Source organism: Streptomyces sp. UNOB3_S3 (assembly GCF_020740895.1).
In the GTDB taxonomy this organism is placed as follows: Bacteria; Actinomycetota; Actinomycetes; order Streptomycetales; family Streptomycetaceae; genus Streptomyces.
In genome coordinates this window covers 1-14,020 of sequence record NZ_JAILXP010000181.1, presented here as the reverse complement: position 1 = coordinate 14,020, position 14,020 = coordinate 1, and the positions used below count along the sequence as shown (strand labels likewise).

Below are 14,020 nucleotides of genomic sequence, written 5' to 3'. Positions count from 1 at the left end.
CCCGGCGACCTCGCGCGAGGCGGAGCCGGCAGACCCGGCAGACCCACCGGCGGCCCGGCCCTGCGCGGCTCCGTCCCCTGCGCCCTCGACGGCATCACCCGGCTGGGCCCCGACCAGCTCGCCGACTTCCTCACCGCCCCCGCCGTCACCGCGGACGGCTGTCTGCGCGGCCTGATCTGGACCTGGGACGCCCGCCTCGTCCCCGTCCTCTCCCGCGCCCACGTCCAGGCCGTCGCCCGGCGCGCCGCCGACCTCGCCCCCCGCCACACCGGGGACGACGCGAGCCACCTCCTGGAGCTCTTCACCTACCTCCACGCGGCCGTCTACCACGACTTCTCGCACGACGAGATCGACCTCACCGACCCCGCGACCGTCGACGCCATGCGCCGCGCCACCGACGCGTACGGCACCGCCGCCCATACCTTCGACCCCACCCGGCAGAACGCCGAGACCCTCCGCGAGGCCCTCACCGCCGGCAGCGCGCCCGGCCTGCGGCAGCACCAACTCGGCCTCGTCCCCAAGGTGCTGGCCACCATGGGCCCCGGCCGGACCACCGCCGGCGACGCGTCCTGGGGCGGCGCCGCCCTCGCCGCCCTCACCGTCAACTACCTCGGCGTCTACCCCGGCAACAAGGACACCGCCTTCCATCAGGCCGTCGCCGCCGACCCCGGCTACCGCGCCGCCTTCCGCGCCTTCTCCGGCCACACCCACCTCAAGGGCACGGCCAACGCCTGGACCGTCCGCGACGCCCTGAGCGAATACGGGCGCTTCGGCCAGATCGACGGCCTGCGCCCCGCGATCACCACCGACCTCGGCGCGCTGCTCAGGACCGTCGAGACCGACTTCGGCGACCTCAGCGCCCCCTGGGCCTCCCTCGCCTCCTGGCTCAACACCTATGAGGCGTGCGCGCCCTACAACGTCTGCAAGCCCCAGATCGAGGCCCGGGTCTTCCCCCGCACCTACGGCTACGACAAGGGCGGCATCGAGGTCCGCACCGCCCTCGACCAGGCCACCGTCGACCAGCTCTACTACGCGAGCAAGCAGGTCAAGGCCCAGTTCTTCCGGGTGCTCGGCACCGACGCGCCACTCGCCGGCGACCCCAACGCCACCCTCCACATCCACCTCTACGCCTCACGCGCCGACTACGAGGTGCTCCACCCCCTCCTGACCGGCATGGGCACCAACAACGGCGGCGTCTACATCGAACAGGGCGCCACCTTCTACACCTACCAGCGCCGCGTCCCCCAGGACTCCAGTCTCACCCTCGAGGAGCTCTTCCGCCACGAGTACACCCACTACCTCAACGGCCGCTGGGCCGTCCCCGGCATGTTCGGCGAAGGCCCCTGGTACCAGGGCGACCTGACCACCGCCATGGACGAGGGCACGGCCGAGTTCTTCGACGGCGCCACCCGCGACGAGGGCATCAAGGTCCGCAAGTCCCTGGTCAAGGGCATCATCGCCGACACCGCCGGCGGAAAGCCCCGGATGAGCGTCGACCGGTTCCTGCACGCCACCTACGACGGCGACGGCTTCCGCTTCTACAACTACGCGGGCACGTTCTTCGAGTTCCTGTGGCGCGAACACCCCGCACTGCTGCGGGAGATGTACGGATACGAGCGCGCCGACGACCCCAAGGGCTTCGACGCCTGGCGCACCCGCATGGGCAAGGACGCCACGATCCAGCGCGAGTACGACGCCTTCCTCGACGAGCAGATCCGCGACGTCGACCACCTCTACGTCCCCGACACCCACTACACCCCCGTGGGCTCGCTGACCCACGCCGCCGCCGACCGGGTCGGCGCGGCCTTCGCGAGCGCCACCGGCATCACCCCGTCGAACTGCGCCGGGATCGGCGACACCACCGGCAAGCCGCGCTTCACCTGCACGGGCCGGATCACCGCCAACCTCTCGGACTCCGGCAGCCCCGACCGGGTCTTCAGCGACATGTCCGGCACCGTGGACTACTTCATCCTCGGCCGCGCGGCCCCCGCCGCCAACAACCTCGCCGACATGAACTGCTCCTTCGGGACCGTCGACATCTGGTCCGACGGCAGGGCGGGCTCGGCGGACTTCACCTGCGAGGGCCCGCTGCGGCCCTGAGCACCGCTCCGGCTCCGGCCGACGCGCCCATGACCTCCGAGGTCATCGCGGACCCGGCCCCTCCTGGGGCAAGGTGAGCACAGACGGTCTCCCGGACCCGCGCACTCGGGTCCGGGAGACCGCGCGTCATACGCCGGGAGCGCCCTCGCGGAGGGCATCGGCAGTCGTCTTGACCCGACCGGCCCGCCACGAACGCCTCCGTACCGCCCGGCCGTTCGGCCCGTCCCGGCCAAGGGGCGGCAGGACGAAGCCGACCTCCGCGCCGCCGCCGTCCGCCGTGGTCGCGAAGACGGTCCCGGCGTCGGCCGTGACGATGTCGTGCACGATGGCCAGACCGAGGCCGGAGCCGGGCGTCGCCTGGGTCCGGGGGCCGCGGTAGAAGCGGTCGAAGACGGCCTGCTCCTCGCCGGGCGCGATGCCCGGCCCCCGGTCCCGCACGGCCAGCCTGCCCCCGCCGACGCGCACGGCGACCGGCGAGCCCTCGGGGCTGAACTTCACCGCGTTGCTCAGCAGGTTGTCGACGCACCGCTGGAGCGCGCGCGGCCGGGCGAGCACCGGCACCGGCGGGTCCGTCCCGTCCTCCACGACGAGGACGACGCGCCCGGTCCGCTGCCGGCAGCGCCGCGCCCCGTCCTCCGCGACGACGGCCAGGTCGACGGCCTCGGGCTCCTCCTCCGTACGGCGGTCGGTGGCCAGCTCGACGAGCTCGCGCACCAGGGCGTCGAGGGCGGCGGTCTCGGTGACCAGGGTGGTGAGGATCTGCTCCTCGTCCTCGGGCGCGAGCCTGCCGCGCCCCCGCTGGAGGAGCTCGGCGCTGCCGCGCACCGAGGTGAGCGGCGTGCGCAGCTCATGGCTGGCGTCCTGGACCAGGCGCTGCTGCTGGGCGCGGGAGCGGCGCAGCGCGGCGAGCATGTGCTCGAAGCTGCGCGTCAGCTGGCCGATCTCGTCCGAACCGGCGGGCGGCAGCGGTGTGGCGAGGTCCTGCGTGGTGGTGATGCGCTGGGTGGTGGCGGCCAGCCGGCGGACCGGCCGCAGGATCCGCCCCAGCACGAGCCAGCCGAGGAGCGCCGCGAAGCCGACGGCGGCCGCGGTGGTCCAGGAGATCCGCCACAGGAACTGGTCGTCGACGCGCGTGGCGCCCTCGTAGCTCTGGCCGACCATGACCGCCCCGCCGCCGGGCAGGGGCCTGGTCAGGGTGCCGTACTCGGTGCCGGAGACGACGACGTCCTCGCGGCCGGCCCCCTTCCCCGTCCGGGCCACGCGCAGCGCCTCCGGCGAGAGGGGCAGGGCCTCGCGGCCGGGCGCCAGCGGCCGTACCGCACCTTCGGCGGACACGACCTGCTCGATCATGTCCGGCCGGGCGGGCGGTGTCAGCCCGGCGGCGAGGAGGGCGACGACCGTGTTCGCACGGTCGTCGAGGCCCCGCTCCAGCTCGTCGGCGACCAGGGCGCTCACGCCCCGGTACGACATGAAGGCGGCGAGGCACATGGCGAGCGCGGCGGCCGCGGCGACGACGGCGGTGATCCTCGTACGGAGCATCACACGGGCCGGATCGTGTAGCCGACGTTGCGGACGGTGTGGATCAGCCGGGGCTCGCCACCCTGCTCGGTCTTCTGGCGCAGATAGCCGATGTAGACGTCGAGGGAGCGGGAGGTGGTGTCGAAGTCGAAGCCCCAGATGCGCTCGTACATCTGCGACCGGCCCAGGACCGCGCCCGCGTGGGACAGCAGCAGCTCCAGCACGTCGAACTCGGTCTTCGTCAGGTCCAGTTCCCGTTCCCCGCGGAACGCCCGCCGGGACGAGGGGTCCAGCGCGAGGTCCGCGACCGTCAGGACCCCGCTGTCCTCCGCCGGTTCGGTGCGCCGCAACAGCGCGCGGATACGGGCGAACAACTCCTCGGTGGCGAACGGCTTGGCCAGGTAGTCGTCGGCGCCCGCGTCGAGCCCCGCGACCCGGTCGCCGACCTCGTGACGGGCCGTCAGGACCAGGACGGGCAGCCGGTCGCCGCGCCTGCGCAGCATCCGGCACAGGCCGAGGCCGTCGAGGCCCGGCATGACCACGTCCACCACCGCCAGATCGGGCCGCTCCTGTTCCAGGAGGCCGAGGGCCGCCAGGCCGTCGGGGGCCAGGAGCACCCGGTAGCCCTCGAAGCGCAGCAACTGGTCCAGGGTGCTGCGCACTCCCGGGTCGTCCTCGACGACCAGCACCGTCCGGCGGTGCCCCGTTTCATCGGTCATGTGATCATCTTCATGGGCGGTGGACGCGGTCACGGCACCGGCCCGTCAGCCGTGGACCGGGGTGACGGCGATCGGCGGGAGGGCGCGCAGACAGGAGGTGTCGCCCGGCTCGCCGGTGCGGACGAAGCGCGAGGAGACCCCGGTGACGCAGCGGCCCGTCTCCAGCTCGGGCACGTGCCCCATGTTGCGGACCGAGAGGAACCGGCTGTGGCGGAACTGTTCCGCGGCCTTCTTCCCGCTCGCGTCGGGCGTGTTGGCGTCGAGGTCGCCGGAGAGCACGAGGACGGGGACGTCGGGCAGCGCGGGCTTCGTGGGCTGTGGACCGGGGGTGTTCTCGCGCGGCCAGCCGATGCACACGTCACCGGCGTCCGTGGTGCCCTCGGTGAAGCCCCTGGCGCTGAACGCCCCGTGCTCACCGGGGCGTACGGCGGCCAGCGCCGCCTCGTACTGGCGCCACCGCGCCGGCAGCGGCGCGTCCTTCGACCAGGCCTTGCGGTAGTCGTTGCAGGTGACCGCGATGTACGGCGCCTGGTCCACCGTGCTGCCCGTGCTCCCCTCCTCCTGGACCAGCTTCCGCAACGGCCCGGCGTCGCCCTTGACGAAACGGTGGAGGGCGTGGGGGAGTCGTCCGAGCAGCGAGGGCTTGTCCGGTTCGAGGCCGACCCGGCTGCTGGCCGCCTCGAACGCCAGGCTGGCGAGCTTGTCCTCGGTGAACCGCTTCTCGTACACACCGTGACCGGTGGTGACCGGCACGGTCAGGGGCTCGGTCCGCAGCCGCGCGGCCGTGGTGGCGAGGTCCTTCACGGCCTGCTCGCCGTCGCACGCGACGGGGACGCCGCGCTCGCACACCCGGCGCAGGTTCGACGGGACCGCCTGGGCGCTGGGCCGCGCCAGCGGGTCGAGCGCGAGGGGGTAGGCGCCGGACAGCACGATGTTGCGCACGCGCTCGGGGTGGCGGGAGGCGTACACCGGCATCAGATAGGTGCCGTAGGACAGCCCGTACAGGCTGAGTCGCGGTACGCCGAGACGGTCGCGGATCGCGTCGATGTCGTCGGCGGTGGCCGCCGAGGTGTAACCGGCGGCCTTCGGCCCGAGGTTCCGGGCGCACCGTTCGACGGCGGCCCGCTGCTGTGCCCGGGTCCCGAAGCGGTACTCGGCGTCGGTGACCCCGCACGGGACCGGCTGCGACCTGCCGGTGCCGCGCGGGTCGACGAGCAGCAGGTCGTGGTCCTCGAGCAGGTCCTCCAGGCCCCAGGCGAACTCCTCGGCCTTGTCGATCGCGGTCTCGCCCGGACCGCCCGGGTTGACGGCGACGGTGCCCCTGGCGGGGCCGGGCGCGCTGTGGCGGACGACCGCGTAACTCACCGCGACCGTGCCGAGCTCCGGCTTCCCCGCGACGAGCGGACGGTCCACCCCGCCGCAGTCGACCCGGTGACCGCCCACGGACGGGCACCAGCCGGGTGCCGCCACGGCGGCGCGGCCGCTCACGGGCGCGGTGGCGGTGGCGGTCGCTGCCGGCAGCACCGAGGCCAGCACCGCCGTCACGCCCACCGCCAGACCCGCGCGCCGGGCCGTGCTCTTGTACGTCATTGCCCACTCCTCTGCGTGTTGCTCAGGACGGGTACCACGTTGCCGGGCGCGTTTCGCAGGCACGGCAGAGCGACGACAAAAGCGTGTAAGAAGAAGCGGAGTTCCTAGCCGAGGTCGAAGAGGTTGCGCAGGCCCAGCCGGTGGCGGAACTCGTCCTGCCGCCGCAGCGGCTCCAGCTCCGGCGCCCGGTAGAGAGGGGTGACGGAACAGCGCTCGGCGCGGGATCCGGTCTCGTCGAGGAGGGCGTTGACGGCGGTGCGCGCGGCGGCGTTGGCGCCCTCCATGGTGGCCAGGTCGATGTCGACGGCCACATAGTCCCCGGCGAGGAAGAGATTGGGGATGGCGGTGCGGGCCTCGGGGCGGTCGTACCAGGTGCCGGTGGGGTGGATGAAGAGCTGCTCGTCGTTGCTCGCGCGGGTGCCGTCCAGCTCCACGGCCGGGTCCAGGAACCACGAGTGGAGCGTCGCGTCGCGCAGCACCGCGCGCCCGGTGTCGTTGAGCCCGGCCTTCATCTGGGCCCAGACCTCGCGGGCGACCTCCTCGCGGGTGCAGCGCTTGGCGGGCTTGCCGTAGAGGATGCCGGGCCGGTCCCATTCGGAGACGTCCACGGAGAGGCAGTCCGCGACCGTGCCGTCGCCGTAGTCGGCCCGGAAGTCCCGGCCGCGCCAGTACTGGGCCTGGCTGACGGATGTGATCGACCAGGGTGTGTCGATGTGGTTGATGTGGCCGTGGATGATCGGGGTGGGTTCGGTGAGATAGAACTGGATGCCCGTCATCCAGTCAGTCTTGAGCCGGTCGCAGCGCGCCAGCCGGGGGTCGGCCGCCCGGACCTGCTCGTTCCAGGTCCGCCGGGCGTGCTCGACCGGCATCGCGGAGACGAAGTGGTCGGCGGTCACCGACCGCTGGGCGCCGCCCGCGTCCTCGAGGACGGCCTCGGCGATCCGCCCGCCCTCCAGCCGCAGTTCCCGCACGGCCCAGCCGGTGTGGAACACGACGCCCAGCGAGCGCAGATGGGTGGTCCACGGGTCGATCCACGCCTCGTTGGTGGGCGCGTCGAGAACCCGGTCGGGCTCGCCGTCGGCGCCCCGGCCCAGCGCGTTGTAGAGGAACGCCTCGACGCAGGTCGCGACGGTCCGGGTGCTGGCGACCTCGGCCTTGGTCGCGACGATGTTGCGGGTGATGCCGATGGCCAGCAGCTGCCGGTAGTCGGCCGACATCCGCGCGGCCCCGGTGAAGTCCAGCCACGGGACGCGCTCCCAGGACTCCAGCCGGCGGCGCTCGCTGCTGGTGAACCAGACCAGCAGCCGGTTCGCGAAGTACGCGATCTCATGGGCCCGCAGCCGGGAGAACGTCTCGCAGTAGGCCGTCAGCGCCCGCAGCAGCGCGTCCGGGGTGAGGACCGGGGGAAGCGTGCCGAGGGTGGCGAACGGGATGCGGATGTCCTCACGGCCGCCCATGCGGGCCAGCATGACCTCGCTGGAGGGCACGAGATTGTCGTGGCAGCCGTTGGCGTTGCCGGGGAAGGGGATACGGCGAAGAGTGTCGGGGAGATTGCGGTAGAAACCCGGGATGAAGCGGAAGCCGTGCTCGCCGGGCAGGGCCTTGCGGCCGCCCTTCCCACTGCCGGGCACGTCCATGCTGCGCGCCTTGCCGCCGAGCGCGGACTTGCGCTCGTACACCGTCACCTCGAAGCCGCGCTCGGCCAGTTCGTGCGCGGCCGTGAGCCCGGCGACACCGCCGCCCAGGACGGCGACGCGCCGCCCGGCGCTCCCTTTGCGGACGGTTCCGGTGACCGGCCGGGGCGCGGCGTGGGCCGTCCCGGCGAGCGCCGCCGTCGCCGTGACGGCCGCCGCGCCGCCGATGAACCCTCTGCGTGTGCGATCCGTCATGCCGCCGCCCCCTGCCACCCCGGTAAACGTGTCATGTCCGGCGCAGGAGCATAAGAGGGTCCCCCTGGCCCCGGAAGGGCGCCGTCGACGCGTCCGTGCCATCCGCCGCACATTGGCGTGAAAGCGCTGCCGCCTCGTGGGACGCTGGTGGGACGACGAGAACGAAGGGATGTGCGATGGCAGTCGAACCGCTCTCGCAGAAGGACGTGGAGGAGCGCCTCCAGGAGCTCCCCGGCTGGTCCACGGACGGCGACCGGATCACTCGCCGCTACACCTTCGACGGGCACTTCCAGGCGGCGGCGATGGTCGTCCACATCGCCCAGATCCAGGAGGAGTTGAACCACCACTCCGATCTGACCCTCGGCTACAACACGGTGAGCCTCGCCGTGAACACCCACAGCGTGGGCGGCAAGGTCACCGGGCTGGACGTGGAGCTGGCCCGCAGGATCGAGGCGGTCGCCCCGGGGCACGGGGCGCGCTGACGGCCGGTCCCGCGTGGGCTCGTGCGCCCACGCGGGACCGGGTGGTGGATCAGCTCCAGTCGAACTCGTCCGGGTTGGGGCCGAGCCGGTTGCCGGCGTCGAGGCCGGCGATCGCCGCGAGGTCGTCGGCGTCCAGCTCGAAGCCGAAGACGTCGAAGTTCTCCCGGATGCGGGACGGCGTCACCGACTTCGGGATGACGACGTTGCCCACCTGGAGGTGCCAGCGCAGGACGACCTGGGCGGCCGACTTGCCGTGCTTCGCGCCGATGCGGGCGAGGACCGGCTCCTCCAGCAGGCCACGGCCCTGGCCCAGCGGGGACCAGGCCTCGGTGACGATGCCGTGGCGCGCGTGCACGGCACGCAGCTCGGTCTGCGCGAAGTCGGGGTGGAGCTCGACCTGGTTGACGGCCGGGACCAGGGAGGTCTCGGCGATCACGCGCTCGAGCTGGGGCGCGTGGAAGTTGGACACGCCGACCGCCTTGGCGCGGCCGCTCCCGGCGATCTCCGCGAAGGCGCGCCAGATCGTCACGTAGTCCTCGCGCATGGCCCGGGGCCAGTGGATGAGGTACAGGTCGACGTAGTCGAGGCCCAGCTTGGCCAGGGAGGCGTCGAATTCCCGGAGCACGTTGTCGCGCGTCCACGTCTCGTTCGCGCTGTTCCACAGCTTGGTGGTGACGAACAGCTCGTCACGGGCGATGCCCGAGGCGGCGAGCGCCTTGCCGGTCCCCGTCTCGTTCTCGTAGATGGCGGCGGTGTCGATGCTGCGGTACCCCGCTTCGAGGGCGGTCGAGACGGCGGCGGTCGCCTCGTCGTCGGCGACCTGCCACACGCCGAAGCCCAGCTGGGGCATCTCGACGCCGTTGTTCAGGGTGATGGTGGGGACCTTGCTCACAGCAGTCGATCCTTACGTTCGCGAATGCACTTGCTCCAGGGTCAACCGGAACATCGGTCACCGCATTCCCGCTTCCGCCACCATGTCCCCCGGACGGGTGCTCCGTACGGGTGCTCCGGAGGGGTGTTCCGGATGGGCGTCAGGCGGAGTAGAGCGCCTCCACCTCGTCGGCGTAGGCCTTCTCTATGGCCTTGCGCCGCAGCTTGCGGGTCGGCGTCAGCAGCCCCTGCTCCTCGGTGAAGAGGCCGGGCAGGATCCGGAAGGCGCGGATGGACTCGGCGTGCGAGACGAGGGTGTTGGCGGCCACCACGGCCCGCCGGATCTCGGCCTCCAGCTCGGGATCGTGCACCAGTTCGGCCAGGCTGGTGGGCCGGGGCAGCTCCCGCATGGCGAGCCAGTGCGTCACCCCCTCTCGGTCCAGGGTGACGAGCGCGCCGACGTACGGGCGGTCGTTGCCGACCACGACGCACTGGGCGACCAGCGGGTGGGCGCGCACCCGCTCCTCCAGGGCGAGGGGCGCGACGTTCCCGCCCCCGGAGGTCACCAGGATCTCCTTCTTCCGGCCGGTGATCGTCAGATAGCCGTGCTCGTCCAGCGCGCCCAGGTCGCCGGTGGCCAGCCAGCCGTCCCGGAGCACGGCGCCGGTGGCGCGCTCGTCCCCCAGATAGCCCGAGAACACCTGGTCGCCGCGGAGCAGCACCTCGCCGTCGTCGGCGATCCGCACGCTCGTGCCGGGCACGGGCCGGCCGACGGTGCCGAAGCGGGTCCGCTCGGGAGGGTTGGCGACGGCGGCGCCGGTGGTCTCCGTCAGCCCGTAGCCCTCCAGGACGGTCACCCCGGCCCCGGCGAAGAACAGCCCCAGGCGCCGCTCCAGCCCGGAGCCGCCCGACATCGCGTACCGCACCCGGCCGCCGAGCTCCTCGCGCAGCCTGGCGTAGACGAGCTTGTCGAAGACCTGGTGCTGGACGCGGAGCGCGGTGCCGGGGCCCGGCCCGGTGCCGAAGGCCCGGTCCTCCAGGGCCCGCGCGTAGCGCACCGCGACGTCGACGGCCTTCTCGAACGGTCTGCCCCGGCCCTCGCGCTCGGCGGCGCGCCGGGCGGTGGCGAAGAGACCCTCGAAGACATGGGGGACGGCGAGGACGAAGGTCGGGCGGAACGTCTGGAGGCCGGGCAGGAGGGCCGCGGCGGTCAGCCGGGGCTGGTGGCCCAGCCTGACCCGGCCCCGGACCGCGGCGACCTGCGCCATGCGGGCGAAGACATGGGCGAGGGGGAGGAAGAGGAGGGTGGATGCCTGCTCGCCGGGGCGGGCGCGGAAGACCCGCTCGTAGCGGCGGAGGATGTTGTCGCTCTCGGCCATGAAGTTGCCGTGGGTGAGGACGCAGCCCCGGGGGCGGCCCGTGGAGCCCGAGGTGTAGACGACCGTCGCGGGGGAGCCGGGGGTGAGCGCCGTCCGGTGGCGGTGGACGACCTCGTCACGGACACGGGCCCCGGCCTCGGTGAGCTCGTCGACCGCGCCCGCGTCCAGCTGCCAGAGACGGGTGAGCCGGGGGAGGCGGTCGATGACGGAGCCGATGGTCATCGCGTGGTCCTCGTGCTCGACGACGCAGGCGGTGACCTCCGCGTCGTACAGCATCCGCAGGACCTGGTCGGGGGAGGAGGTGGGATACACCGGGACGGGCTGGGCGCCGACGCTCCACAGCGCGAAGTCGAACAGCGTCCACTCGTAGCGGGTGCGGGACATGACGGCCACCCGGTCGCCGAACCGGACGCCCTGGGCGAGGAGGCCCTTGGCCAGCGCCAGTACCTCGTCCCGGAAGTCGGCCGCGGTCACGTCCCGCCATACGCCGCCCTCGGCCCGGCTCAGCGCCGCCCGGCCGGGGTCCTCGGCGGCATGGTCGAAGACGACGTCCGCCAGCCCTCCGGCGGGGGGTGCCGTGACCAGGGACGGCACGGTGAACTCGCGCAACCTCTCGCTCCTCGCGGACGCGGCACAGTCCTCGCGGACGTGGCACAGCGCCGTGACCGTACCCGGCCCCGTAGCGGCACGAACCCTTCCGGCCGGGCTCTTCTCGGCCTGCGGACGGGCCATGACCGGATCTGCACGGAATCTTTTGAAGAACTCTGCGAAATGAGCACGGGTGTCATGGGTGCGGTGGGTGTCCTGGGCGTCACGGGTGTCATGGGTGTCCTGGGTATGGCGGTCACCCGGCGTTCAGCCGGTCGCCCGCCGCCAGGATCGCGTCCGCGAGGGCCTCCGCGCTGTCGCGCACCGGCCCGTCCCGCCGGGCGCCCGCACCGTGCAGCAGGACGATGTCCATCCCGCCGAGATCCGGCAGCCCGGCGCCCGCCGGGAGGCGGACGAGCCCCGGCGGGATCATCCCCTGGGCGTGGGCCATCACCCCGAGCCCGGCCCGGGCGGCGGCCACCAGACCGTTGAGACTGCCGCTGGTGCAGGTCACCCGCCAGGCGCGACCGTGCCGCTCCAGCACCTCCAGGGCCCGGGCCCGGGTCACCGCCGGGGGCGGCAGGAGCACCAGCGGCAGCGGGCGGCGCGGGTCCGGGCGCGCGCCCTCGGCGCCGATCCACACGAGCCGGTCGCGCCAGACCAGCCGGCCGAGGGGCTCGTCGGCCGGGTGCCGCTTGGCCAGGACGAGATCGAGGCGCCCGGCCGCGAGCCGCTTCATCAGATGCCCGGACAGGTCCACGGTCAGCTCCAGGTCCACCTCGGGATGGTGGCGCCGGAACCCCTCCAGGAGCTCGGGCAGCCGCGTCAGCACGAAGTCCTCCGACGCCCCGAAGCGCAGCCGCCCCCGGGGCCGCGCCCCCGCGAACCAGTGCGCGGCGCGCTCATGGGCCTCCAGGATCGTCCGGGCGAAACCGAGCATCGCCTCGCCGTCCTCGGTGAGCCGCACGCTGTGGGTGTCCCGGGAGAACAACTGCCGCCCGGCCGCGTCCTCCAGCCGCCGCACCTGCTGGCTGACCGTCGACTGCCGCACGCCCAGCCGCCGTGCGGCCTGGGTGAAGCTCAGGGTCTGGGCGACGGCCAGGAAGGTGCGCAACTGCGCGGGATCGAACATGACACCTGAGGCTAACGGAGGTCATCGGAGGTTATCGGAGGTTATCGGAATTCGTGATAACAGTCAGAGTGGTGTACGGGGTTCCCGATGACCGTGGGGCGGGACAGGGTGGGACGCATGCGCCGCCTACTCTCCCGCCTCCCCGTCGACCCCTATATAGCCGCGCTGCTGGGCACGGTGCTGCTCGCGGTGTTCCTCCCGGTGCGCGGCCCGGCCGCGAACGTCGCCGAGGGCGCCTCCACGGGCGCGGTGGCGCTGCTGTTCTTCCTCTACGGCGCCAAACTCTCCACCCGGGAGGCGATGGACGGGCTGCGCCACTGGCGGCTGCACCTGACGGTCCTCGCCTGTACGTTCCTGGCCTTCCCGCTGCTGGGCCTCGCCGCCCGGGGCCTCGTCCCGCACGTCCTGCCCCCGGAGCTCTACACCGGGCTGCTCTTCCTGTGCCTGACGCCCTCCACGGTGCAGTCGTCGATCGCCTTCACCTCGCTGGCGCGCGGCAATGTGGCGGCGGCGATCTGCGCGGGCACGTTCTCCAGCCTCGCCGGCATCGTCCTCACCCCGCTGCTGGCGGCCCTGCTGCTGGGCGGCAGCGGCGCCGGGACCTCGCTGGACTCACTGCTGTCGGTGGTGCTGCGCCTGCTGGTGCCCTTCCTGGCCGGGCAACTGCTGCGCCGCTGGATCGGCGGCTTCCTGACCCGGCACCGCCAGGTGCTGGGGCTGGTCGACCGGGGCTCCATCCTCCTCGTGGTCTATGTGGCCTTCAGCGCGGGCATGGTGCGCGGCGTCTGGCAGCAGGTGTCGCCGTGGCGGCTGGTGGTGCTGGTGGGCGTCGAGGCCGTCCTGCTGGCCGTGATGCTGACCCTCACCACCTTCGGCTCCCGGGGGCTCGGCTTCGGCCGCGAGGACCGGATCGCCATCACCTTCGCCGGCTCGAAGAAGAGCCTCGCGAGCGGGCTGCCGATGGCCACCGTGCTCTTCGGTGCCCAGGCGAGCCTGGCGGTGCTGCCGCTGATGCTCTTCCACCAGCTTCAGCTGATGGTGGGCGCGGTACTGGCGAAGCGCTTCGGCCGGCAGCCGGTCGCCCACCCGGCGGAGCCGGCGATGGAACCCGTTTCCGCGGGGGGCGGAGCCTGAGTGCTCCGCGCGGAGCCAATCCGGTCACCTGCGGGCCGGTGGGGGCTGGTCGCGCAGTTCCCCGCGCCCCTTCGGGGCGCCGTCGATCCGGTCCAGCGGCAGCCAGAGCACCGCGTCCCGGCGGGCGACCGGTGCGTTGCGCCCGCGTACGGCGGCGAGTTCGCCGTCGGTCAGGGCCCGCCCGTAGACCCGAACCTCGTCCAGCTCCCCCGTCAGGAACGCGCGGGCGTCCGGCTTCTGCCCCAGGTGCACCCCGAACGTCGAGTTGCGGCTCACCGATCCCGGGACGTCCGGCACCGACACCGCCGCGCCGTCCACGGTCAGGGTCAGCCGGCCGCCGGAACGCCGCAGGGCCACATGGTGCCAGCGCCCGTCGCCGTACGCGCCGGCCGACCGCACCGTCGCCGTACGGGACGGGCCCGGGCCGGCCGCCAGCGCCGTCACCTGGCCGGTGATCCGGCCGGTGCCGGGCTCCCCGCGCAGCGCCACCTGCGGCGCGCCGCCGACCCCGCCCATCCACAGCAGGGGCTGCTCGCCCTTGACCGCCGCCGCCCGGTAGCGGAACCACAGGGCCGCCGTGAAGTCCCGGGCGCCCAGCGGCAGCGTGGGCCGGTAGGGC

At 73.2% G+C, this 14,020-nt stretch carries 11 protein-coding genes; 3 read left to right on the top strand and 8 right to left on the bottom strand.

Annotated features, from left to right (window positions below):
* On the top strand, nucleotides 1-2,100 hold a 2,100-nt coding region (locus tag K6I33_RS20120; protein WP_229354547.1), incomplete at its 5' end, for a collagenase.
* Nucleotides 2,101-2,226: 126 nt separating this feature from the next.
* On the opposite strand, the gene K6I33_RS20115 is transcribed toward K6I33_RS20120, so the two are convergent.
* The 4 genes from K6I33_RS20115 to K6I33_RS20100 form a co-directional block, all read right to left on the bottom strand.
* Nucleotides 2,227-3,639, bottom strand: a complete 1,413-nt coding sequence (locus K6I33_RS20115) for a HAMP domain-containing sensor histidine kinase (protein WP_229354540.1) — start codon at nucleotides 3,637-3,639, stop codon at nucleotides 2,227-2,229.
* Nucleotides 3,639-4,337: a response regulator transcription factor gene (locus tag K6I33_RS20110; RefSeq protein ID WP_229354538.1), complete on the bottom strand. Its 699-nt coding sequence runs from the start codon at nucleotides 4,335-4,337 to the stop codon at nucleotides 3,639-3,641. Before K6I33_RS20110 ends, K6I33_RS20115 begins: the two co-directional genes overlap by 1 nt.
* A 45-nt stretch (nucleotides 4,338-4,382) precedes the next feature.
* The gene (locus tag K6I33_RS20105) at nucleotides 4,383-5,927 is read right to left on the bottom strand and encodes an alpha/beta fold hydrolase (protein WP_229354523.1); all 1,545 of its coding nucleotides are present in this window, start codon (nucleotides 5,925-5,927) and stop codon (nucleotides 4,383-4,385) included.
* A gap of 104 nt (nucleotides 5,928-6,031) precedes the next feature.
* Nucleotides 6,032-7,816: an FAD-dependent oxidoreductase gene (locus tag K6I33_RS20100; RefSeq protein ID WP_229354521.1), complete on the bottom strand. Its 1,785-nt coding sequence runs from the start codon at nucleotides 7,814-7,816 to the stop codon at nucleotides 6,032-6,034.
* A 176-nt stretch (nucleotides 7,817-7,992) separates the two neighbouring features.
* On the opposite strand from K6I33_RS20100, the gene K6I33_RS20095 reads away from it, so the two are divergent.
* Nucleotides 7,993-8,298, top strand: coding sequence for a 4a-hydroxytetrahydrobiopterin dehydratase (locus K6I33_RS20095; RefSeq protein WP_229354514.1), 306 nt, complete (start codon nucleotides 7,993-7,995; stop codon nucleotides 8,296-8,298).
* A gap of 49 nt (nucleotides 8,299-8,347) precedes the next feature.
* Here K6I33_RS20095 and K6I33_RS20090 read toward each other — a convergent pair whose 3' ends face one another.
* The 3 genes from K6I33_RS20090 to K6I33_RS20080 form a co-directional block, all read right to left on the bottom strand.
* On the bottom strand, nucleotides 8,348-9,190 hold the full coding sequence (locus K6I33_RS20090) for an aldo/keto reductase (RefSeq protein WP_308297237.1): 843 nt from the start codon (nucleotides 9,188-9,190) through the stop codon (nucleotides 8,348-8,350).
* Nucleotides 9,191-9,329: 139 nt separating this feature from the next.
* Nucleotides 9,330-11,156 (bottom strand): long-chain fatty acid--CoA ligase, encoded by a 1,827-nt coding sequence (locus K6I33_RS20085; protein ID WP_229354512.1) that lies wholly within the window; start codon nucleotides 11,154-11,156, stop codon nucleotides 9,330-9,332.
* Nucleotides 11,157-11,391: 235 nt separating this feature from the next.
* On the bottom strand, nucleotides 11,392-12,267 hold the full coding sequence (locus tag K6I33_RS20080; protein ID WP_229354510.1) for a LysR family transcriptional regulator: 876 nt from the start codon (nucleotides 12,265-12,267) through the stop codon (nucleotides 11,392-11,394).
* Nucleotides 12,268-12,384: 117 nt separating this feature from the next.
* On the opposite strand from K6I33_RS20080, the gene K6I33_RS20075 reads away from it, so the two are divergent.
* Nucleotides 12,385-13,401, top strand: coding sequence for a bile acid:sodium symporter family protein (locus tag K6I33_RS20075; RefSeq protein ID WP_229354509.1), 1,017 nt, complete (start codon nucleotides 12,385-12,387; stop codon nucleotides 13,399-13,401).
* Between the two features lie 24 nt (nucleotides 13,402-13,425).
* Here K6I33_RS20075 and K6I33_RS20070 read toward each other — a convergent pair.
* Nucleotides 13,426-14,020: LamG domain-containing protein (locus K6I33_RS20070; protein WP_229354506.1), on the bottom strand; the 595-nt coding region annotated here is incomplete at its 5' end.

Coding starts and splice junctions, on each gene's coding strand:
- K6I33_RS20100 (WP_229354521.1), bottom strand. CDS start 7,816: ATGACGGATCGCACACGCAGAGGGTTCATCGGCGGCGCGGCGGCCGTC.
- K6I33_RS20110 (WP_229354538.1), bottom strand. CDS start 4,337: ATGACCGATGAAACGGGGCACCGCCGGACGGTGCTGGTCGTCGAGGAC.
- K6I33_RS20115 (WP_229354540.1), bottom strand. CDS start 3,639: ATGCTCCGTACGAGGATCACCGCCGTCGTCGCCGCGGCCGCCGCGCTC.
- K6I33_RS20095 (WP_229354514.1), top strand. CDS start 7,993: ATGGCAGTCGAACCGCTCTCGCAGAAGGACGTGGAGGAGCGCCTCCAG.
- K6I33_RS20075 (WP_229354509.1), top strand. CDS start 12,385: ATGCGCCGCCTACTCTCCCGCCTCCCCGTCGACCCCTATATAGCCGCG.
- K6I33_RS20080 (WP_229354510.1), bottom strand. CDS start 12,267: ATGTTCGATCCCGCGCAGTTGCGCACCTTCCTGGCCGTCGCCCAGACC.
- K6I33_RS20105 (WP_229354523.1), bottom strand. CDS start 5,927: ATGACGTACAAGAGCACGGCCCGGCGCGCGGGTCTGGCGGTGGGCGTG.